The following is a 20683-nucleotide window of genomic DNA, read 5'->3' on the forward strand; positions in this document are numbered from 1 at the left end:
TTAAGAACCCGCCGCATCCGCCTCTTGACGCCCGGCGGCACGCCTTCCCATCCTCGCGCGTATACGCGAAGCCTCAAATCGGAACCCCATGCAGCTGGTCATCGTCGAATCGCCCGCCAAGGCGAAAACCATCGAGAAATATCTGGGCAAGGACTATCGCGTCCTCGCTTCCTACGGCCATGTCCGCGACTTGCCGCCCAAGGATGGATCGGTGAAGCCCGACGAGGGCTTCGCGATGGACTGGGAGACCTATGCCGACAAGGCCAAGCAGCTGAAAGCGATCACCGATGAGGCGAAGAAGGCCGACCGCCTGATCCTCGCCACCGACCCCGATCGCGAGGGGGAGGCGATTTCGTGGCATGTGCAGGAGCTGCTGGCGAAGAAGAAGGCGCTGCCCAAGGAAGTCGAGCGCGTCACTTTCAACGCGATCACCAAGCCTGCGATTCTCGCGGCGATGGCCGCGCCGCGCCAGCTCGATACTGACCTGATCGACGCCTATCGCGCCCGCCGCGCGCTCGACTATCTGGTCGGATTCACCCTGTCGCCGGTGTTGTGGCGCAAGCTGCCGGGCGCCAAGTCCGCGGGGCGGGTCCAGTCGGTCGCGCTGCGCCTGATCGTCGAGCGCGAGCGCGAGATCGAGCTGTTCAAGGCCCAGGAATATTGGAGCGTCACCGCGCATCTCGAGCATGACGGCACCGCGTTCGACGCGCGGCTAGTGCGGTTCGAGGGCAAGAAGCTCGACCGGCTTTCGATCGGCGACGAGGGGACGGCCAACCGCGCCAAGGCCGCGGTCGAGCAGGGGCGCTTCACCGTCGCCTCGGTCGAGACCAAGCCGGCGATGCGCAACCCGCCGCCGCCCTTCACGACGTCCACGCTCCAGCAGGAGGCTGCGCGCAAGCTCGGCTTCTCGGCGAGCCACACGATGCGGATCGCGCAGGGGCTCTATGAGGACGGTGCGATCACCTATATGCGGACCGACGGCGTGCAGATGGACGGCAGCGCCATCGACGCCGCGCGCAAGGCGATCGTGGGCCGCTATCAGGCGAGCTACATCCCGGACAAGCCGCGCCAGTACCAGACCAAGGCCAAGAACGCACAGGAAGCGCACGAGGCGATCCGCCCGACCGATTTCAGCCGCGACAAGGCGGGATCGGGCGATCATGCCAAGCTCTACGACCTGATCTGGAAGCGCGCGCTGGCGAGCCAGATGGCGTCGGCACGGCTTGAGCGCACCACGGTCGAGCTGGAGGAGCCGACCGGCCAGGACGCTCTGCGCGCGACCGGCCAGGTGGTGCTCTTCCCCGGCTATCTCGCGCTCTACGAAGAGGGCCGCGACGACGAGGGCGACGAGGATTCGCGCCGCCTGCCGGTGATCCGCAACGGCGACACGCCGGCCAAGAAGGGCGTCGATGCCGAACAGCATTTCACCCAGCCGCCGTCGCGCTTCTCCGAAGCCTCGCTGGTCAAGCGGATGGAGGAACTCGGCATCGGCCGCCCCTCGACCTATGCCTCGATCATCCAGGTGCTCAAGGATCGCGCCTATGTCCGCGTCGAGAAGAACCGCTTCTTCGCCGAAGAGACCGGCCGCCTCCTGACCGCATTCCTCGAGCGGTTCTTCGAGAAATACGTCAACTACGACTTCACTGCCGGGCTCGAGGAAGAACTGGACGATGTGTCGGGCGGCCGCGCCGGCTGGCAGGCGGTGCTCGAGGCGTTCTGGAAGGATTTCCGCCCGCGCACCGACGAGGTGATGGAGCGCAAGCCGAGCGAGGTGACCGAGGCGCTCGACAAGTTCCTCGAACCCTATCTCTTCCCCGACAAGGGCGATGGCAGCGATCCGCGCCTCTGCCCGGCATGCGGTGAGGGGCGCCTTGCGCTGCGCGGCGGCAAGTTCGGCGCGTTCGTCGCCTGCTCCAACTATCCCGAGTGCAAGTTCACCCGCCGCTTCGGCCAGCCGGGCGGCGCCGAGGGTGGCGATACCGGGCCGGAGGTGATCGGTCAGGATCCGGTGACGGGCGAGGACATCTCGCGCCGCTCGGGCCGGTTCGGGCCTTACATCCAGCGCGGCGAGGGCAAGGAAGCGGCACGCGCCTCCATCCCCAAGGACATACCGGAGTTCGATCTCGACTGGGCGGTGCGGCTGCTAAGCCTGCCGCGCACGATCGGTGATCACCCCGAAAGCGGCAAGCCGATCACTGCCTCGATCGGCCGCTATGGCCCCTATCTGGCGCATGACGGCAAGTACGCGCGGCTGTCCTCGACGATGGACGTGTTCGAGACGGGCATGAACGCCGCGGTGGTCAAGCTGGCCGAGGCGGCGGCAGGCGGCGGGCGTGCGCGCGGTGCGAGCCGCGAGCCGCTCAAGGTCTTTGGCGCCCATCCCGAATCGGGCGCGGAGATCAAGCTGATGGAAGGCCGCTTCGGCCCATACCTCACCGACGGCACGACCAACGCGACGCTGCCCAAGTCTGTCGATCAGGCAACGCTGACGCTCGAGGAGGCGGTGCAGCTGATCGACGCCAAGGCAGCGGCGGGCCCGGCCAAGAAGAAGGGTCGAAAGGCTCCGGCCAAAAAGGCCGCCGCGAAGAAAGCGCCCGCGAAGAAGGCCCCTGGCAAGAAGGCGGCAGCAAAGGCGTGACGCCGGATTTCCGCGATTACCTTCCGGGGGACGCGGAAGCCTGTCTCGCGTTGTTCGACGCCAATTGCCCGCGTTTCTTCGCGCCTGGAGAGCGCGCGGACTATGCGGCGTATCTGGATCGGGTGTCGGCGTATCGCGTTTGCATGACGGATGGCGTCGTCAGCGGCGCGTTCGGGGTTGCACCCGGCTTGCCGGGGCGGGCGGATCTCAACTGGATCCTGATCGATCCCGCATTGCATGGCGTGGGTATCGGGCGGGCTATGATGCTGGCCGCGATGGCGGACGCGCACGGAAGGGGCGCCACGGCCCTCGACATTGCGGCGAGCCAGCATTCGGCGCCGTTCTTCGCCCGCTTCGGTGCACGCGAATTGTCCCATGTGCCGGATGGCTGGGGACCCGGGATGCACCGGATCGATATGGTGCTGGAGATTACCTCACCAGGTTGATCACGCAGCGCGCAGCGTGGTCATCTGCAGCCAGGAACGGGCCTGCTTCTGCGCTTCGATGATCTCGCGCGCGGTCATGTCCTCGGCCACCTCGGCGCGCATGTACGGCGCGTGAGCGCTGCCCTTGAGGGCCGCGATATTGAACCATTTATGCGCTTCGATCAGGTCGACATCGATGCCTGCCGCGCCGCTCGAATAGACCATGCCGAGCTCATAGGCCGCGTCGGCGCTTCCGCGCGCCGCGTCGGCCAGCCGGCTATCGATCAGGAACTGTGCGCTCTTAAGACTGTTGCCCATGACATTGCCCCACTTTTGATCTGTATCCTCATGGGACGCAGCCTGCGGCAATCATGGTAACCAAAGCGTTAACGACGTTTATGCGGGTTCCACCGCGATGTTGTCGATGAGCCGCGTGCCCCCGATCCGTGCGGCGGCGAGCAGGCGGCGCGGCTGGCCTGCGACCGGCGCACCCAGCGTCTCGGCGTCCGCCAGCTCGACATAATCGACCTCGAACCCGGCGGCTTCGAGCGATGCACGCGCGGTCGCCAGGGCGGTTTCTGTATCGTCGCCCTTCTCGATCGCTCTGGCCGCGACGCCCAGCGCACGCGGCAACGCTACCGCTGCGGTGCGATCCTCCGGCATCAGGTAGACGTTGCGCGAGGAGAGGGCGAGGCCGTCATCGTCGCGCTGCGTCGGCACGCCGCGCACATCGATGTCGAAATCGAGGTCCGCGACCATGCGGCGGATCACGGCGAGCTGCTGGAAATCCTTCTCGCCGAACAGTGCGACATCGGGCTTCACCTGGTTGAACAGCTTCGCGACCACGGTGGCGACGCCGTCGAAATGGCCCGGCCGCGCGGCGCCGTCGAGCGGCTCGCTGACCCCGGCGACCGAAATGTTGGTCGAGTGCCCCTCGGGATACATCACCTCGACCGGCGGCAGCCACAGCAGATCGACCCCGGCATCGCTCAGCATGCGCGAGTCGATCTGCTCCTTGCGTGGGTATTTCGCCAGATCCTCGTTCGGCCCGAACTGTTTCGGGTTGACGAAGATCGACACGACCACGCGGTTGCCGGCAAGCTTGGCCTCGGCCACCAGCGCCATGTGCCCGGCATGCAGCGCGCCCATCGTCGGAACGAACGCGACTCGCTCTCCGGCCGCACGATATCCCGAAATGGCATCACGGAGTTCGGGAAGCTGACGGACGGTTTGCACGCGAATGAGGCCTTGGATATGGACGGGAAGCGCGGCCTTCTATGGGGGGGAGGCCCAGGGATCAATCAAGGAAGTTAATCGGTGGGCGAAGCGTCGAATCCGTTGCATGTGATCGTCTTCGCAAACGAGAAGGGCGGGACCGGCAAGTCCACCACCGCCGTCCACACCGCGATCGCGCTGGCGGCGCGGGGCGCGCGGGTTGGCTGTCTCGATCTCGATCATCGCCAGCGGACGCTGGGCCGCTATCTCGACAACCGCGCCGAGTCGATCAAGCGCAGCGGGCGCGAGCTGCCGATGCCGCGCTACGAGACGCATGACGGCGAGAGCAACGATCGCTTCTCCGAGTCGCTCGAGCGGCTGGGGGCCGACAGCGACTTCCTGATCATCGATACGCCCGGCCGCGACGACAAGTTCGGCCGGATCGCGATCACCAATGCGGATACGCTGGTGACGCCGATGAACGACAGCTTCGTCGATTTCGACCTGATCGGGCATGTCGATCCCGACACGTTCAAGGTTGTTCGCCCCAGTTTCTATTCGGAGCTGATCTGGGATTCGCGGAAGCGTCGCGCCAAGGCCGATGGGGCGACGATCGACTGGGTCGTCCTGCGCAACCGCATGCAGCATATCGAGGCACGAAACATGAAGCGCGTGTCCGAGGCGATCGACCAGCTCGCCAAGCGCGTCGGTTTCCGCGTCATCCCCGGCCTCAGCGAACGCGTCATCTATCGCGAGCTGTTCCCCAAGGGGCTGACGATGCTCGATGCGCGCGAATTCGGGCAGATGGGACTGGCCCATGTCGCCGCGCGTCAGGAGCTGCGCGAGATGATGGCCGGCCTCGCTTTGCCGGAAACCGTCAGCACCATCCCCGTCTTTGCATGAGGACGCAGCGGTGATCTGGAAGCTTCTCACCGCCATTGCCATCGGCTGGCTCGGCTGGCGCATGTGGCATGGCTGGGGGCGCCCATTGCCCGGTACGCCCAAGCCGGCGCCGGTCCCGCCGCCGCCTGCCGGACCTGATGCGGACGCGCGCGCCGTGCTCGGGGTCGGTCCCAATGCCGGTCCGGACGAGATCCGCGCCGCGCATCGCAAGCTGATCGCCAGCGTTCACCCCGATCGCGGCGGCTCGCCGGAACTGACGCGCCAGGTCAACGCCGCGCGTGACCGGCTGCTTCCCAAAACTGGCGATTGAACTTTCCGTGCCGCTCGCGAATTTGGCGGTTATCGATTCACCCCGGAGGCCCATGTGACGCATCGTTTCGATCCGACCTCGCTTCGCGAGTATGATATCCGCGGCATCGTCGGAAAGACGCTGGGGCCGGACGATGCGCGTGCGATCGGCCGCGGCTTCGCGACGCTGCTGCGCCGCGCGGGCGGGCATCGCGTGGCAGTGGGCCGTGACGGCCGCGTCTCCTCGCCCGAACTCGAAGCAGCGCTGGTGGAGGGTCTCACCGCATCGGGCTGCGACGTCGTGCGCGTCGGTATGGGCCCGACGCCGATGCTCTATTATGCCGAGGCGATCCTAGAGGTCGATGGCGGCATACAGATAACCGGCAGCCATAATCCCGGCGACTACAACGGCTTCAAGATGGTGTTTCAGCACCGTCCCTTTTTCGGCCAGGACATTCAGGAGATCGGCAAGCTTGCCGAGGCTGGCGACTGGGACGAGGGTGAGGGCACCGTCAGCGATGCGGACATCCTCGATGATTATGTCGGCCGCCTGTTCGCCGGCTATGCGGGCGGCACGTTCCGCATCGGCTGGGATACCGGCAATGGCGCCGCCGGCCCGGTGATCGAGAAGCTGGTACAGCTCCTGCCGGGTGAGCATCATACGCTGTTCACCGATGTAGACGGCAATTTTCCGAACCATCACCCCGATCCTACCGAAGAGAAGAATCTGGCGGACCTGCGGCGCCTGGTCGCGGAGAAGAACCTCGATTTCGGACTGGCTTTCGACGGCGACGGCGACCGGATCGGCGCGATCGACGGCGAAGGCCGCGTGATCTGGGGCGATCAGCTTCTGTCCATTCTGGCCGAACCTGTTCTGAAGAAAGCGCCCGGTGCGACGATCATCGCCGACGTGAAGGCCTCTCAGATGCTGTTCGACCGCGTCGCGGAGCTGGGTGGCCAGCCGCTGATGTGGAAGACCGGCCACAGCCTGGTGAAGACCAAGATGAAGGAAACCCATTCGCCGCTCGCCGGCGAGATGAGCGGCCATATCTTCTTCGCGCAGGATTATTACGGCTTCGACGATGCGCAATATGCGGCGGTGCAGCTGATCAACGCCGTCCATCTGATCGGTACGTCGCTGACCGAGATTCGCGGCAATATGCCTGCCTTCGTCAACACGCCGGAAATGCGCTTCCAGGTCGATGAGAGCCGCAAGTTCGCAGTGATCGATGAGGTACTCGATCGGCTCAAGGCAACCGGGGCCGACGTCAACGACACCGACGGCGCCCGGGTCAACACGCCTGACGGCTGGTGGTTGCTGCGCGCGTCGAACACGCAGGATGTGCTGGTCGCGCGCGCAGAGGCGCGCAGCCAGGAGGCGCTCGACCGCCTGCTCGCGCAGATCGACGCCCAGCTTGAGGCGAGCGGGCTGAAGCGCGGTCCGCAGGCAGCGCACTGAAGCGGGCGCATTGGACGACGTCCTGCTGTTCGGCTGGCTCGCCGCGCGTTCGATCGCGCGGGGCTTGCCCGCTCCGGTGGCGGATCATGGCGGCTTCCGCGTCGATACCGGCGGCGAGGTCGAAATCCGCCGCTGGGCGTTCACCCGGCCCGGCAATGGCTTGTCGGAGCTGGGGCACCTGCTCGACGCGCCCGGCCATTTCCTCAAGCTGTGCGGCACTGGCGAGCAGCTGCTCGCGTTGCTGCCCCCGCGCTGGCGGCTCCAGAACGAGCCGGGCTATGTCATGCGGGGACCGGAGACGCAGTCGCCAACCGCTGCATTGCCCGCCGACTATGTGCTGCAGCTCAAGCGCGATTCACGCGGCAGCCGCGTCGAAATTCTCGCATCCGATGGTGCATTGGCCGCGAGCGGGACTGCGGCGGAGGCTGCGGGCGTCTTCGTCTATGACCGGATCATCACCGAGCCGGATCATCGCCGCCGGGGATTGGGGCGTGTCGTGATGGCGGCGCTGCGCGAGACCAGGGGGGACGATGCCGCCACCGAGCTGCTCGTCGCCACCGACGACGGCCGCGCGCTCTACGCCACGCTGGGCTGGACCGTCGTCTCGCCTTTCGTCACCGCGGAAATCCCGGCCGCCTGATCCGCGTTTCGACTCGCTTTTCGCCGCGCTACCTCCCACTTAGACGCCATGGCCCCTCCGCCCCAGATCATCCGCGTCATCGACCTCGAGACCACCGGCGATAAACCGCCGGCGCACGCCGTATGCGAAATCGGCTGGCAGGACGTCGCACTGGGTATAGACGGGCGCTGGGAGCTCTATGGCGAGGGCGGCAGCCGGATGGTCAATCCCGGCCGCCCGATTCCGCCGCTGACCATGGCGATCCACCATATCCGCGACGAGGATGTCGCCGACGCGCCATGGTGGCACGATGTCGCCCGCCCGATCCTCGATCCCTGGCCGCGTCGTGTCGCACTGGCGGCGCATCGCGCGAGCTTCGAGGAGCAGTTCTGCACCCCGGCGCTCACCCGCGGCGCCGACTGGATCTGCACCTATAAATGCGCACTGAGGCTGTGGAGCGACAGCCCCGGCTTCTCCAACCAGTTCCTGCGCTACTACCGCATGCCGGAGGGGCTGGAGCATGAACGCGGCCTGCCGGCGCATCGCGCCTTTCCCGACGCCTATGTGACGGCACACCATCTGCGCGACATGCTCAACTCGGTCAGCGTCGCGCAGCTGATCGAATGGTCGAAGCTGCCCGGATTGCTCCCGCGGGTCCGCTACGGCCCGGATCGCGGCAAGGAATGGAGTGAGATCGACGACGATTCGCTCGACGCCTTCCTGCAGGATCGCGATCCCGACATCCGCTATACCGCCGAGGTCGAGCTTGAGCGTCGGCGAGGGCATGGCCGCGTGCTGCGGCCGGACCGGCAGCCCGTGCTCTTCTGAACAAGCGGGCTGGACGCCGCCGCGTCCTCTATTAGTATGACTATATGTTCAAGCCCGCATGCCGCGCGTCGATCGCGCTCGCCCTGACGCTGCTCCCGCTCGCCGTGAGGGCATCTCCGCAGGAGGCGCCGCCGCCGGTGCTGAGCAGCGGCTTCACCTTCACCACCGCACCCTATGCCGAGGTTCACGCCTCGACGATCGTCGAGACCCGCGCGGGCACGATCCTGGCCGCGTGGTTCGGCGGAACCAAGGAGCGCAACCCCGACGTCGAGATCTATGTCGCGCGTTACGAGGGTGGCGTGTGGCGGCCTGCTGTCAGCGTCGCGACCGGCAGGCAGCCGGACGGCAGCCGGCTCCCTGCCTGGAACCCGGTGCTGTTCCAGCCTCGTACGGGCCCGCTCACGCTGTTCTACAAGGTCGGTCCCAGCCCGCAGAGCTGGTGGGGGATGGTGATCAGATCGACCGACGATGGCCGGACATGGAGCAAGCCGAGACGTCTGCCCGACGGGATTCTCGGACCGATCAAGAACAAGCCCGTCGAACTGGCCGATGGAAGCTGGCTGTCACCCGCCAGCACCGAGAAGGCGGGGAACCGCTGGACGCTCCATTTCGAACGCAGCGGCGATCAGGGGCGGACCTGGCAGGCGAGCGCCCCGGTCGAATCGCCCGAAGGGATCGACGCGATCCAGCCGAGCATCCTGTTCCACAAGGACGGGCGGCTTCAGGCGGTCGCGCGCACCCGCGAAGGCGTGCTCGCCGCGAGCTGGTCGAAGGACGGTGGCAAGAGCTGGTCGGCCCTGTCGGCGATCGATCTGCCCAATCCCAATTCGGGGACGGACGCGGTGACGCTGGCCGACGGGCGCCAGCTGATCGTCTACAACCACAGCGCGCATAGCATGGGCAGGCCGAGCAAGGGCTTTCGCTACCCGATCAACGTTGCCGTTTCCGACGATGGAGAGCGCTGGCACAAGCTGCTGACGCTGGAGAGCAAACCGCTCGGGGCGGGCTATGCCTATCCTGCGGTGATGCAGGCGCGCGACGGGCGCGTGCACATCACTTACACTTGGGACCGCAAGCGGATCCGGCACATCGTGCTCGATCCGGCACGGCTGCCGCGCGGTACTGCAGCTGACGCGGATGCCGTGACCGGGCCATAGGGGAGACCCGGTCACGGCGGCGCTGCGATCAATATTCGATTCGCGTCGCCTTGATCTTGCGGTCGGCGAGATAGGCCTGGACGCTGCCCTTGCCCGCCAGATGGCCCGCGCCCACCGCGACGAACACCGTGCCCGGCTTGTCCAGCCGCTTGCCGATCCACTCCGCCCAGCGCGCGTTACGATCGGTAAGCAGCTTCTTCACCGCCTCGGGGCTCCCGGTGAAGCCTTCGTTCATCAATACTGCCAGTCCGTCGGCGTCGCCCTGCGCCCATTCGGCGACCATCTTGTCGAGGATCGATCCCGCCTCGGCCAGCTTGTCGACCGTCTCCACCAGATATTTGATCTGCGCTTCCTCCGAGAGCGAATCGAAGAAGCTGAACTGCTCCTCCATCGTTTCCAGACCGGTGATCGGCTTGCCTGCTGCCTTTGCCGCGCCGTGCAGCGCTTCCTCGGCGCCCGACTGCGGGTTGTAGCCCTGCTTGACCAGCGTCATCATCGACAGCTGCACGCTCGCCAGCCAGGGATCGAAGCGGTCGACCACGGCCAGCGGCAGGCCGAGATCGGCGACTGCCTTGGCGAACGCGGCGCGCTTGTCGGCGGGCAGCTTCTCGGTCAGCGTCGGGCCGGTGGCGTTGACGCCGTACTTGACGATCAGTGGCTGGGCAGCTGCCGGATCGGGCATCAGCCCCAGCTCGGTCACCAGCTCGCCGCTCTCGTCGAACGCCTTTTTCACCGCCTCGTCGAACCAGGAGAGGCCGGGCTTCAGGATATGGACGGTGCCGAACAGGTAGATGGTGGTGTCTTCATCCTTGACCACCCACAAGGCCGGATCCGCATCCTTGGTCTCGACCGCGGCGGGCGCGGCGGGCGGCGACGCCTGTTGGGCGAGCGCCGGCGCGGCAAAGAGAAGCGCGATCGCGGAACCCGCGCGCAGGAACATATTCGTCATTCATCCCTCCAGTTGAATCGATTCGGTGAAAATTCAGGGCCGCAGCTTCTTGTAGCCATAGGCCAGCAGCATCACCGCCATCGTCGCCACGAACACGGTCTGATGCTGCGGTTCCGGCACCAGCCCGCCGCGCCACCAGAGATACCAGCTGGCATAGCCGCCGATGTAGAAATTGAGCGCCACCGCCGCTGCCCATTGGTTGTCGCGCCGGTCGAGCTCGTCGGTGGCGAGGTTGTAGCGCCAGCCGCCATAGCCGAGCGCGCCGAGCAGGATCACCGTCGCTGCGATCGCCCAGCCCGCCGGAATCCCTTCCATGAAGCCGCCGCCATCGACCTCGAACATCGCGGAGAAGAAGCCGAGCACCGCGCCCGCTCCCATCAGCCCGCCGAGGATCAGCTGAAGCCGGAGCCTGCGCGCCTTCGCGGCCGCCAGCCCGTTGCGTGGTTCAGACTGCATCGCCGCCCTCATCCTCGAAAATCTCCTCGATCCGCAGATCGAACAGCCGCGCGATGCGGAAGGCGAGCGGGAGCGAGGGATCGTATTTCCCCGTCTCGATCGCGTTCACCGCCTGCCGCGACACGCCCAGATGGCCGCCAAGTTCCGCCTGGCTCCAATTGCGTTCCGCGCGCAGCACTCGCAGCCTGTTCTGCATCTTGTGTCAGTTACCCGTGACGATTTGTCATCGACAACTGACTATATGTCATGGACACATGACATATGTCAAGCAGCCCTGACACGCGGAATTGCGGTGACGATCGCCGAGGCGAGTGTCCCGATGCACAGCTGATAGGGGAAGGCGAGCCCTGTGGGGCCAAGCACGAAGGGCTGAAGCAGAAACACCGTCACGAAGCCTGCGATCAGCCCTGCAATCACCGATCCGCTCGATCCGCGCGCCGTGAACACCGCGACGAAATAGACGCCGAGCAACCCGGCATAGGCGAACACCATTACCTGCAACGCGAACTCGAGCAGCGGCATGTCGGTGTGGCGTTGCCAGTAGAAGCTCAGCACCGCCATCGCGAACATGGCGAGGCCGACGAGCGCCATCCCCCAGCGGCCGGCATGAACATAATGTTTGGGGCTGGCCTCTCCGCGCCGCTCGCGCCAGGGCTTGTAGAAGTCGCTGATCATCACCGACGACATGGCGTTGAGCGCGGAGTTGGTGGTGGCGACGGCTGCGGCAGTCACGCCGATCGTGACCAGGCCGCGCAGCCCCGGCGGCACCTGCGTCAGAATATAGTGGACGAAGACGGTGATCTTCTCGCCTGCAAAGCTCGTCGCCGCCTGGTTGTCGGCGCCCATCAGGTCGGGCCGATTATAGAAGACGTAGAGCAGCAGGCCGATCGTCACGAACATTGCGATCAGCGGCACGCTGGCCAGCTGCGAGTAGATCAGGCCGCGTGCACCGGCCTTTGCGTCCGGGCTCGCGAGCAGGCGCTGGGTGGTATCCTGATCGAGTCCCGCATTGGCGACATTGAGCAGGAACAGCCCGGTGAAGATCGCCAGCACGGTGAACGGCTTCGACAGATCGGTCGAGAAGTCGAGCAGCCGAAGCTTGTTCACCCCCTCGGGCGTGTTCGACAGCGCTGCGATCAGCTCGGCATTGGAGGCAGGGATCGACAGCCGCAGGAAGACCAGCACCGCGACGGCGGACCCGGCATAGATCACGAACTGGATCAGATCGTTCCAGATCACCGACTTCAACCCGCCGTGGAAGGTGAAGAGAAAGCTGACCAGCATCACCGCGGCTGCGGAGAAAATGATCGCCTGCGCATCGATGCTCCCGAACGCGACCATCGCGATGGCGATGGCCGCCAGATAGACGCGCGCACCGCCCGCCAGCACCCGCCCGATCAGGAACATGCCCCCCGCCCAGTGCTTGGCGCGGGCGTCGAACCGCGCTTCGAGCAGCTCGTACACCGTCGTCGCGCGCATCGCGTAGAAGCGCGGGATCAGCACATGCGCGACGAAGAAGGCTGCCAGCACCGGCGCCAGCACCGCGCCGAGATAGCTGTAGTCGCCGCGATAGCCCTGATCGGGCGCGCCGAGAAAGGTTGCCGCCGATTGCGTGGCCGAGAGCACCGACACTGCCGCAAGCCATGCCGGTATCGTCCGCCCTGCGAGGAAATAGTCGCGTGCGTCGTCGGCCTTGAAGCGCGAAAACAGCCAGCCGCCGATCAGCAGCACCAGCACGTAGAGCCCGACCACCAGCCAGTCGAGCGGAGCGAATTGCGGGTTCATTTCGGGTTTGTAGCAAAGCCTGGCGCGTCGTCACCCGCCATCTGATCGCGGCAAGCCGATCTTTATTGCGCCATCATGCCATTGCCGCCACAACGCGCGCCGGAAAGGGCGGTGGATTTGGCAAGCGCTGCAACGACATCCACAAACGATGCGGCGGCGATCGCCGCGCGCTGGGTGGCGGACTACCGCGCCGCGACGCCCGCTACCGATATGCTCTACGCCGCCGGGCGTGACGATCCTGCCTGGACCGCGCTGTTCGAGGAACTCGCGGGGCGATCGGGTGACGATCTCGCCAGCGCGCGCGAACGCGCACAGCGCCATGCCGAGGATATCGGCACCGGCTTCCGCATCGCGGGTGAGGGGGAGGAGCGTCCCTGGCCGCTGTCGCCGGTGCCATTGTTGATCGCGCGCGCCGAATGGGACGCGATCGCCGCCGGGGTTGCGCAGCGTGCCGATCTGCTCGAAGCGGTGCTCGCCGATTGCTATGGCGAGCAGAAGCTGGTCTCGGGCGGCAATATTCCCGCGGCGCTGCTGACCGGCAGCCCGCATTTCCTGCGGCCGATGATGGGACTGTCTCCGCCCGGCGGCTACCATCTCAACTTCGTCGCCGTGGACCTCTGCCGCGGGCCTGCGGGGGAGTGGCGGGTGCTCGCCGATCAGCTGCGCGCGCCGGTGGGGGCGGGTTACGCGCTCGAGAACCGGCTGGCGATGTCGCGGATGCTCGGTGGCCTGCAGACCCGCCTCAACATCGAACGGCATGCGCCGTTCTTCGCCGCATTCCGCGATGGCCTTTCGGCGCGCTGCCGCCGCGCCGAGCCGCGCATCGTGCTGCTGACGCCCGGGCGTTTCACCCCCAGCTATGCCGAACAGGCGCATCTGGCGCGCTATCTCGGCTTCCCGCTGGTCGAGGGCGGCGATCTCGCCGTGCTCGACGACCGCGTCTATCTGCGGACTGTTGCAGGCCTCAAGCGCGTCGATGCGCTGTGGCATCGCGTCGATCCGCGCCTGATCGATCCGTTGGCCTTCGATTCGCATTCGGGCGTGGGCGTACCGGGGCTGGTCGATGCGATGGCGGCGGACGAGGTGGTGGTGACCAACTCGCCCGGTGCGGGGATGCTTGAGGCGCCGGCATTCGCGGCCTTCCTGCCGCGGCTCAGCACGCGGCTGACCGGGGAGGAGCTGAGGCTCGCCAATATCGCGACCTGGTGGTGCGGGCAGGAGCGCGAGCGTGCCGATGTGGCGGGCGACCTTTCCAACATGCTGATTGCGCCGGCGTTCGGCGTGCCGACCAACATGCTGCCCGACGGCGCCGCGCTGCTCGGGTCGGACCTCAGCGAGGCGCAACGCGCGGCGCTGCTGGCCGATCTGGAGCGGCGTCCGCAGGACTATGTCGGGCGCGAAGTGGTGCGTCTGTCGACCATGCCCGTCGTCGGCGATTCGGGGCTGACCGCGCGGCCGTTCACGTTGCGTGCGTTCGCGGCGCGGCGGCCCGATGGCGGCTGGCAGGTGCTGCCCGGCGGCTTCGCCCAGATCGGCGAGCATGCCGACGAACGCGCCGCGGTGATGGGCGAGGGAAGCTGGTCGGCGGATGTCGTGATCTACGGCCCGGAGCCGGTTGCGCCGGTGACGCTGCTGTCGTCGGATGACACGACGCAGCTCCGCCGAAACCCCGGCACCCTGCCCAGCCGTGTCGCCGACAACCTCTTCTGGCTTGGTCGTTATCTGGAGCGGGGCGAGGCGCTGCTGGGCCTGATCCGTTCGTTGCTCGGCCATTCGATCAGTGCCGATACCGGTGCGGCCTTGTCGCCCGAAACGGTGCAGCAGCTCGTCAATCTGGTGGTGCAGAAGGGGGCCGCGCCGCCCCCGCCCAGCCTCAATCGCGCCGACCTCAGCCATTTTGCGCGCACCGCGATGGAGGCGGACGAGGGCTGGTACAGCGTGCGCGCGATCAACCGCCAGGCGCGCGGGATCGGTGCGATCAGCCGCGACCGGCTTTCGGCGGACATGATCCGCCTGCTCGACGCCCCCTTCCCGATGAAGGGCGGCGCGCTCGACCGGGCGGGCTCGGCGCAACGGCGCTATTATGCGCTGGCCGGCCTGGGGGCCGAGCATCTCGGGCGCACCGATGCCTGGCGATTCCACGATCTTGGCCGACGGATCGAGCGGGCGATGTCCGCGATCCGCGCGATCGGCGCGTTCGGCCGGCCGCAGGCGACCAGCGACGATTTGTCGACGCTGCTCGATCTGGCCGACAGCCAGATCAGTTATCGCCAGCGCTACCTGACCGGAATCGCGCGCGTACCGGTGCTCGATCTGGTCGCGCTCGATCCCGGCAATCCGCGCGGCATCGCCTATCAGGTGTCGGCCATCGCCGAGCATCTGGCAAGGTTGCCGGTGCTGTCCGACGACGGGCTTGCCGAGCCGCAACAGGCGCATGCGGCCGAGCTTTCCGCGATCGTTTCGATCGCTCAGGCGGCTGCGCTCGACGAGTCCAGGCTGGCGGAGATCGGGAGCCGGCTCGGGTCGCTGTCCGACGCGATCGCGCGCCGCTATTTCCTGCAAGGGTCCGAGCCGCTGCGTGCCGCGGGCCTCGTACTCGCCTGATGCTCTACTCGATCCGCCACGTCACCCGCTTCGATTATGCCGAGCCTGTCGGCTTTGCGCGCTGCAACCTGCGCCTCAAGCCGATCCACTGGTCGGGGCAGCAGCTGCACGACTATGACCTGAGCGTCGAGCCGGGCGGCCGCACCGCCCCTGCGCGCGCCGAGGCCGGCCTCGCCAATGTCGTGCGGCTGGTGATCGAGCAGGCCGCGAACAGTCTGACGATCGAGAGCCGCTGCAAGATCACCGTCGACCGGCCGGTTCCGGAACCCGCGCCGGGCGATCCGACTCTGGCGCAGATCGCGCGCCAGGCGCGCGAAAGCAGGGATGCGGGCCCCGCGAGCCCGGCATCCTATCTTTTCCCTTCGCCATTGATCCCGCTCGATCCCGATATCGCCGCCTGGTGCGCGCAGGACCTCGATCCGGCGCGCGGCGCACTGGAGGCGGGGATCGCGCTCGCGTGCCGCATCCAGGCGGAGTTCGAGTTCGATCCGGCGGCGACCCTGGTCGATACCCCGCCGCACGAGGCTTTCGTGAAGCGTGGCGGCGTGTGCCAGGATTTCGCGCAGATCATGATCTCGGGCCTGCGGGCTGCAGGCCTGCCCGCCGCCTATGCCTCGGGCTATCTGCGCACGCTCCCGCCGCCCGGCCAGCCCAGGCTGGTGGGTGCGGACGCAACGCACGCCTGGGTCCTGCTGTGGTGCGGGCCCGAACGCGGCTGGGTCGGGCTGGATCCGACCAACGGCATCTGGATGGCGAGCGATCACGTGATCATCGCGATCGGGCGGGACTATGCGGATATCGCGCCGATCGACGGCATCATCCTGGGATATGGCGCGCAGGACATGCAGGTTTCGGTGGACGTCGAGCCGCTCGATGGCGCGGCGTCACTTGCAACCACGGCTCCACGGGCCGATGTAGCGGGGTAACACGCCAGAGAAAGCAGAAACGGGGAATTTTGAGTGGCCGATCCTTACGCAACCTTGGGTGTCTCGCGCGGGGCCAGCGAGGACGAGATCAAGAAGGCGTATCGCAAGCTCGCAAAAGAGCTGCACCCCGACCGCAACAAGGACAATCCCAAGGCCGCGGAGAAGTTCAGCACCGTGACGCAGGCCTATGACCTGCTGATGGACAAGGACAAGCGCGCGCGGTTCGACCGCGGCGAGATCGATGCCGATGGCAATCCGGCCTCGCCCTTCGGCGCGGGCTTCGGCGGCGCGCGCGGTGGCCAGCAGGGCGGATTCCGACCCGGCGGCGCTGGCTTCGATTTCGGCGGCGCGGATGCCGGCGGGTTCGAGGATATCCTCGAAGGGTTGTTCGGCGGTCGCGGCGCGGGGATGGGCGGCCAGCAGGGCGGTTTTTCGAGCGGCTTCGGCCGCCGCCCGCCGCCCGCCAAGGGTGCGAACGTCGCCTATCGCCTGCGCGTGCCGTTCGAGGACGCCGCAGCGCTGAAGCCGCAACGGATTCAGCTGCGCGACGGCGGCACGATCGATCTCAAGCTTCCCAAGGGGGTCGAGACCGGCACCCAGATGCGGCTGGGCGGAAAGGGTGATGCCGGGCCGGGCGGCAATGGCGACGCGATCGTGACGATCGAGATCGAGCCGCACCGTTTCTACACTCGCGACGGCGATCATATCAGGCTCGATCTGCCGGTGACGCTCAAGGAAGCGGTCGAGGGTGCGTCGGTGCGCGTACCGACGCCTGAAGGCGCGGTGAACCTCAAGGTCCCCGCCGGCTCGAGCTCGGGCAAGACGCTGCGCCTCAAAGGGCGGGGCTTCCACGGCAAGAATGCGCGCGGCGACCTGCTGGTCACGCTGATGATCGAGATCCCGGCGAGCGACGCGAAGCTTGCCGAGTTCGTAAGCGGTTGGGAAGGCGGAGGGAACCCGCGCAGCCGGCTGGGCGTCTGAGATCGCGTGACGGAGCCCATTTCCCCTGAATCGCCGGAGGCGCGCCGTCGCGGTTTCCACCGGCATCTCTCGGACCTGGGCGTCACCGATCGGGTGATCGAGGTGATCCGGCGCGTGGTGGTCGGCGCCTATACCGACGGCTTCACTCATGCGGGCAACCTTGCTTACCTCAGTCTCGTCACGCTCTTCCCGTTCTTCATCGTCGCCACTGCGATCGCCCGGCTGGTCGGGCGCACCGGCGACGGGCTTCAGGCGGTGGGAGCGTTCCTCCAGACGGTCCCGCCCGAGGTCGGCGCACTGCTCCGCCCCGCGATCCTCGAGGTGCTGGAGGCGCGTTCCGGATCGCTGCTGTGGCTCGGCGCGCTGGTGGGGCTATGGACCACCTCCGGCTTTATCGAGACGGTGCGCGCGATCCTGCGCCAGGCTTATGGTGTCCAGTCGGGCACGTCCTTCTGGCGGTTGAAGCTCGGCGCGATCGGGCTCGTGATCGCATCGGTAGTCCTCGCGATGATGGCGTTCAGTTTCCAGGTGCTGCTGATCGGCGCCGAACAGTTCATCTGGCGGGTGATTCCGTTCGCTTCCGATGCGCAGCGCATCATCTCGGTCACCAAGATCGCGCCGGCGATCGCCCTCTATGGCGCGCTCTACATCCTCTTCTACACGCTCACACCAACGCGATATCGCCAATCCAAATGCCCCAAATGGCCAGGGCCGCTGTTTGTGACGATCTGGTGGATGGCGTGCACCGCGGCGCTGCCGCATGTGATCGGCGCGTTCGGCGGCTATGGCCTGACCTATGGCAGCCTTGCAGGGGTGATGGTGGCGCTTATCTTCTTTTTTCTGATCGGGTTTGGGGTCGTTATCGGTGCAGAACTGAATGCGGCGCTGGCGGAAACGCCGGAGAACGGTCTAGAGGGACGACAAGAAAAGACCGGAGGGTAAGACGTGACCGGATTGATGCAGGGCAAGCGCGGGCTCATCATGGGCCTCGCCAATGATCGCTCGCTCGCCTGGGGTATTGCGAAGAAGCTGCGCGAGCATGGCGCGGAACTGGCCTTCAGCTATCAGGGCGAGGCGCTGGAGAAGCGCGTGCGCCCGCTGGCCGAGGAACTGGGCAGCGATTTCCTGATCGACTGCGACGTGAGCGACATGGCCGCGCTCGACACCGCGTTCGCGACGCTGGCAGCGCGCTGGCCGACGATCGATTTCGTCGTTCATGCGATCGGCTTCTCGGACAAGAACGAGCTGCGCGGCGGCTATGTCGATACCAGCCTCGACAATTTCCTGATGACGATGAACATCAGCGTCTATTCGTTCGTCGCGGTGGCCAAGCGCGCGCAGGCGATGATGCCCGATGGCGGATCGCTGCTGACGCTCAGCTACTATGGCGCGGAGAAGGTGATCCCGCATTATAACGTGATGGGCGTGGCCAAGGCAGCGCTGGAGACCAGCGTCCAGTATCTGGCGGTCGATCTCGGCGGGCAGAATATCCGCGTCAACGCGATCTCGGCAGGGCCGATCAAGACGCTTGCCGCATCGGGCATCGGCGACTTCCGCCTGATCCTGAAGTGGAACGAGCTCAACTCGCCGCTCAAGCGCAACGTGACGATCGAGGATGTCGGCGGCGCCGGCCTCTATTTCCTGTCCGACCTGTCGAGCGGCACCACCGGCGAGACGCATCATGTCGATGCGGGCTATCACGTCGTCGGCATGAAGGCCGAGGACGCACCCGACATCGCATTGGTGTGATGGCGTGACGATCGCGATCCGCCCGGCGACCGGCGGCGACGTGGCGGCGATCGACGCGCTGCTGCGGCGCAGCTTCCCGGCACCCGACGAGGCGTTGCTGGTCCAGCGGCTGTGCATCGACGGCGACATGGTGCTGACCCTGGTCGCGGATGACGACGAGACGGGTGCGCTTGCGGGGATGGTCGCGTTCAGCCGGATGGATGTTGCGGTCAACGACCAGCCGTTTCCCGCGGTCGCGCTGGCGCCGGTCGCGGTCGAGGCGGCGTACCGGCGGCAGGGGGTGGCCGAAGCACTGATCGCCGCGGGGCACAGGCACCTTGCCGACGCGGGCTATCTGCTGAGCTTCGTGCTGGGCGATCCGTCTTATTACGGGCGCTTCGGCTATGCCGCCGATCTCGCGCGTGGCTTCGCCTCCCCCTATGCCGGCGACTATCTGATGGCGCTGGCCTTGCAGGACGGGAAAGTGCCGTGCGGCGTGCGCGGGGCGGCGAGCCATGCGGCGGCGTTCGCAGCGCTGGGGCAGGACGCCTGAAGGCCAATCCGGCGCTAGGCTTTGCCGGACTGTCGATCCTTCTTGCTTCCAAATCGCGGCGACATGGGCAAGGAGATGACGCCATGAGCTTCAACACCTTCGGCCGCGTCTTCCGCTTCACCACCTGGGGGGAGAGCCATGGCCCCGCGATCGGTGCGGTGGTGGATGGTTGCCCACCCGGGCTTGCGCTGACCGAAGCCGATATCCAGCCCTTCCTCGACAAGCGCCGCCCCGGCCAGTCGCGCTTCACCACCCAGCGGCAGGAGCCCGACCAGGTCCGCATCCTTTCCGGCGTGTTCGAGGGGAAGACCACTGGCACCCCGATCAGCCTGATGATCGAGAATGTCGACCAGCGGTCGAAAGACTATTCGGAGGTCGCTGCGGCCTATCGCCCGGGCCATGCCGACTATGCCTATGATGCGAAATATGGGTTCCGCGACTATCGCGGCGGCGGGCGCTCCTCGGCGCGCGAGACGGCGAGCAGGGTCGCTGCGGGCGCGGTCGCGCGCGCGGTGATCCCGGATGTCTCGATCCTCGCCTGGGTCGAGGCGATCGGAGGCGACGCGATCGACTATGCGAAGTTCGACGCTGCCGAGATCGGCAACAACCCGTTCTTCTGCCCCGATCCCGACGCTGCGGCGCGATGGGAAAAGCTGGTCGACGACGCACGCAAGGCGGGGTCCTCGCTCGGTGCGGTGATCGCATGCGAGGCGACGGGCGTGCCCGCGGGCTGGGGCGCGCCGCTCTATGCCAAGCTCGACAGCGAGCTCGCCGCGGCGATGATGAGCATCAATGCCGTCAAGGGGGTCGAGATCGGCGATGGGTTCGCTGCGGCGGCGCTGAGCGGTGAGGCCAATGCCGATCCGATGCGGCCGGGGAATGACGGCAAGCCGGTTTTCCTCGCCAACCATGCCGGCGGGATCGCGGGCGGGATCGCCACTGGCCAGCCGGTGCGCGTACGCGTGGCGTTCAAGCCCACCAGCTCGATCCTGACCCCGGTCGAGACGATCACCCGGGAGGGCGAGGCGACCGAGATCCGCACCAAGGGGCGTCACGATCCGTGCGTCGGTATCCGCGGCGTTCCGGTGGTCGAGGCGATGATGGCGCTGGTGCTGGCCGACCAGAAACTGCTGCATCGCGCCCAGATCGGCTGATTTTCCCGATCCGGA

General features: G+C 66.8%; 21 protein-coding genes. 15 read left to right on the top strand and 6 right to left on the bottom strand.

From position 1 onward, the window contains the following. Window positions 1-88: 88 nt before the first annotated feature. Together topA and BDW16_RS12090 are read left to right on the top strand one after the other, a co-directional pair. Window positions 89-2638 carry a type I DNA topoisomerase gene (gene topA / locus BDW16_RS12085; protein ID WP_066572373.1) on the top strand — a complete coding sequence of 850 codons (2550 nt, stop codon included), beginning with the start codon at window positions 89-91 and terminating at the stop codon, window positions 2636-2638. Further along, window positions 2635-3084 (top strand): GNAT family N-acetyltransferase, encoded by a 450-nt coding sequence (locus BDW16_RS12090; RefSeq protein WP_100362756.1) that lies wholly within the window; start codon window positions 2635-2637, stop codon window positions 3082-3084. Before topA ends, BDW16_RS12090 begins: the two co-directional genes overlap by 4 nt. Here the strand turns inward: BDW16_RS12090 and BDW16_RS12095 are convergent, their stop codons facing one another. Continuing rightward, a complete protein-coding gene (locus BDW16_RS12095; RefSeq protein WP_066572371.1) occupies window positions 3085-3381 on the bottom strand; it encodes an SEL1-like repeat protein in 297 nt (98 codons plus the stop codon). Between the two features lie 78 nt (window positions 3382-3459). Continuing rightward, entirely contained in the window at window positions 3460-4299 is an 840-nt protein-coding gene (panC, locus tag BDW16_RS12100; protein WP_066572370.1) for a pantoate--beta-alanine ligase, read from the bottom strand. Window positions 4300-4380: 81 nt separating this feature from the next. Between panC and BDW16_RS12105 the strand changes: the two genes are divergently transcribed. Genes BDW16_RS12105 through BDW16_RS12130 form a run of 6 tightly spaced genes read left to right on the top strand, consistent with a single transcriptional unit; the run spans window position 4381 to window position 9532 of the window. Next, window positions 4381-5181: a division plane positioning ATPase MipZ gene (locus BDW16_RS12105; RefSeq protein WP_066572367.1), complete on the top strand. Its 801-nt coding sequence runs from the start codon at window positions 4381-4383 to the stop codon at window positions 5179-5181. Window positions 5182-5191: 10 nt separating this feature from the next. Beyond that, window positions 5192-5491, top strand: a complete 300-nt coding sequence (locus BDW16_RS12110; protein WP_307693675.1) for a J domain-containing protein — start codon at window positions 5192-5194, stop codon at window positions 5489-5491. A 54-nt stretch (window positions 5492-5545) separates the two neighbouring features. After that, window positions 5546-6928 (top strand): phosphoglucomutase/phosphomannomutase PgmG, encoded by a 1383-nt coding sequence (gene pgmG, locus BDW16_RS12115; protein ID WP_066572364.1) that lies wholly within the window; start codon window positions 5546-5548, stop codon window positions 6926-6928. 10 nt (window positions 6929-6938) lie between these two features. Further along, complete coding sequence (locus BDW16_RS12120) at window positions 6939-7568, top strand: GNAT family N-acetyltransferase (protein ID WP_066572361.1); 630 nt, start codon at window positions 6939-6941, stop codon at window positions 7566-7568. Window positions 7569-7616: 48 nt separating this feature from the next. Continuing rightward, complete coding sequence (locus tag BDW16_RS12125; RefSeq protein ID WP_066572358.1) at window positions 7617-8375, top strand: exonuclease domain-containing protein; 759 nt, start codon at window positions 7617-7619, stop codon at window positions 8373-8375. 44 nt (window positions 8376-8419) lie between these two features. Next, complete coding sequence (locus BDW16_RS12130; RefSeq protein WP_083954113.1) at window positions 8420-9532, top strand: sialidase family protein; 1113 nt, start codon at window positions 8420-8422, stop codon at window positions 9530-9532. 28 nt (window positions 9533-9560) lie between these two features. Here BDW16_RS12130 and BDW16_RS12135 read toward each other — a convergent pair whose 3' ends face one another. From BDW16_RS12135 to BDW16_RS12150, 4 genes are all read right to left on the bottom strand, one after another. Continuing rightward, window positions 9561-10481: a TraB/GumN family protein gene (locus BDW16_RS12135; RefSeq protein ID WP_066572355.1), complete on the bottom strand. Its 921-nt coding sequence runs from the start codon at window positions 10479-10481 to the stop codon at window positions 9561-9563. Between the two features lie 33 nt (window positions 10482-10514). Beyond that, entirely contained in the window at window positions 10515-10937 is a 423-nt protein-coding gene (locus BDW16_RS12140; RefSeq protein WP_066572353.1) for a hypothetical protein, read from the bottom strand. After that, window positions 10927-11133, bottom strand: a complete 207-nt coding sequence (locus tag BDW16_RS12145) for a helix-turn-helix transcriptional regulator (protein ID WP_066572350.1) — start codon at window positions 11131-11133, stop codon at window positions 10927-10929. The genes BDW16_RS12140 and BDW16_RS12145 overlap by 11 nt, the downstream gene beginning before the upstream one ends. A 68-nt stretch (window positions 11134-11201) precedes the next feature. Beyond that, entirely contained in the window at window positions 11202-12722 is a 1521-nt protein-coding gene (locus BDW16_RS12150; RefSeq protein WP_066572349.1) for a sodium:solute symporter family transporter, read from the bottom strand. A 117-nt stretch (window positions 12723-12839) separates the two neighbouring features. Between BDW16_RS12150 and BDW16_RS12155 the strand changes: the two genes are divergently transcribed. The 7 genes from BDW16_RS12155 (at window position 12840) to aroC (ending at window position 20668) form a co-directional block, all read left to right on the top strand. Beyond that, window positions 12840-15326 carry a circularly permuted type 2 ATP-grasp protein gene (locus tag BDW16_RS12155; protein WP_066572880.1) on the top strand — a complete coding sequence of 829 codons (2487 nt, stop codon included), beginning with the start codon at window positions 12840-12842 and terminating at the stop codon, window positions 15324-15326. Then, complete coding sequence (locus BDW16_RS12160) at window positions 15326-16252, top strand: transglutaminase family protein (RefSeq protein WP_066572347.1); 927 nt, start codon at window positions 15326-15328, stop codon at window positions 16250-16252. The genes BDW16_RS12155 and BDW16_RS12160 overlap by 1 nt, the downstream gene beginning before the upstream one ends. A gap of 33 nt (window positions 16253-16285) precedes the next feature. Beyond that, entirely contained in the window at window positions 16286-17233 is a 948-nt protein-coding gene (locus BDW16_RS12165) for a DnaJ C-terminal domain-containing protein (protein ID WP_066572346.1), read from the top strand. Window positions 17234-17239: 6 nt separating this feature from the next. Continuing rightward, entirely contained in the window at window positions 17240-18175 is a 936-nt protein-coding gene (locus tag BDW16_RS12170; protein WP_066572345.1) for a YihY/virulence factor BrkB family protein, read from the top strand. A 3-nt stretch (window positions 18176-18178) separates the two neighbouring features. Continuing rightward, window positions 18179-18982 carry an enoyl-ACP reductase FabI gene (fabI, locus tag BDW16_RS12175; protein ID WP_066572344.1) on the top strand — a complete coding sequence of 268 codons (804 nt, stop codon included), beginning with the start codon at window positions 18179-18181 and terminating at the stop codon, window positions 18980-18982. Between the two features lie 4 nt (window positions 18983-18986). Next, entirely contained in the window at window positions 18987-19514 is a 528-nt protein-coding gene (locus tag BDW16_RS12180; protein ID WP_100362757.1) for a GNAT family N-acetyltransferase, read from the top strand. A gap of 83 nt (window positions 19515-19597) precedes the next feature. Then, window positions 19598-20668, top strand: coding sequence for a chorismate synthase (gene aroC, locus BDW16_RS12185; RefSeq protein WP_066572343.1), 1071 nt, complete (start codon window positions 19598-19600; stop codon window positions 20666-20668). Window positions 20669-20683 lie beyond the last annotated feature (15 nt).

The organism is Sphingomonas koreensis, from assembly GCF_002797435.1.
Taxonomy (GTDB): domain Bacteria; phylum Pseudomonadota; class Alphaproteobacteria; order Sphingomonadales; family Sphingomonadaceae; genus Sphingomonas; species Sphingomonas koreensis.

Excerpts from the sequence above, each read along its gene's own strand:
- BDW16_RS12125 (WP_066572358.1), top strand. The coding sequence starts at position 7,617 with ATGGCCCCTCCGCCCCAGATCATCCGCGTCATCGACCTCGAGACCACC.
- BDW16_RS12095 (WP_066572371.1), bottom strand. The coding sequence starts at position 3,381 with ATGGGCAACAGTCTTAAGAGCGCACAGTTCCTGATCGATAGCCGGCTG.
- BDW16_RS12160 (WP_066572347.1), top strand. The coding sequence starts at position 15,326 with ATGCTCTACTCGATCCGCCACGTCACCCGCTTCGATTATGCCGAGCCT.
- BDW16_RS12150 (WP_066572349.1), bottom strand. The coding sequence starts at position 12,722 with ATGAACCCGCAATTCGCTCCGCTCGACTGGCTGGTGGTCGGGCTCTAC.
- topA (WP_066572373.1), top strand. The coding sequence starts at position 89 with ATGCAGCTGGTCATCGTCGAATCGCCCGCCAAGGCGAAAACCATCGAG.
- BDW16_RS12135 (WP_066572355.1), bottom strand. The coding sequence starts at position 10,481 with ATGACGAATATGTTCCTGCGCGCGGGTTCCGCGATCGCGCTTCTCTTT.
- BDW16_RS12130 (WP_083954113.1), top strand. The coding sequence starts at position 8,420 with ATGTTCAAGCCCGCATGCCGCGCGTCGATCGCGCTCGCCCTGACGCTG.
- aroC (WP_066572343.1), top strand. The coding sequence starts at position 19,598 with ATGAGCTTCAACACCTTCGGCCGCGTCTTCCGCTTCACCACCTGGGGG.
- BDW16_RS12140 (WP_066572353.1), bottom strand. The coding sequence starts at position 10,937 with ATGCAGTCTGAACCACGCAACGGGCTGGCGGCCGCGAAGGCGCGCAGG.
- BDW16_RS12145 (WP_066572350.1), bottom strand. The coding sequence starts at position 11,133 with ATGCAGAACAGGCTGCGAGTGCTGCGCGCGGAACGCAATTGGAGCCAG.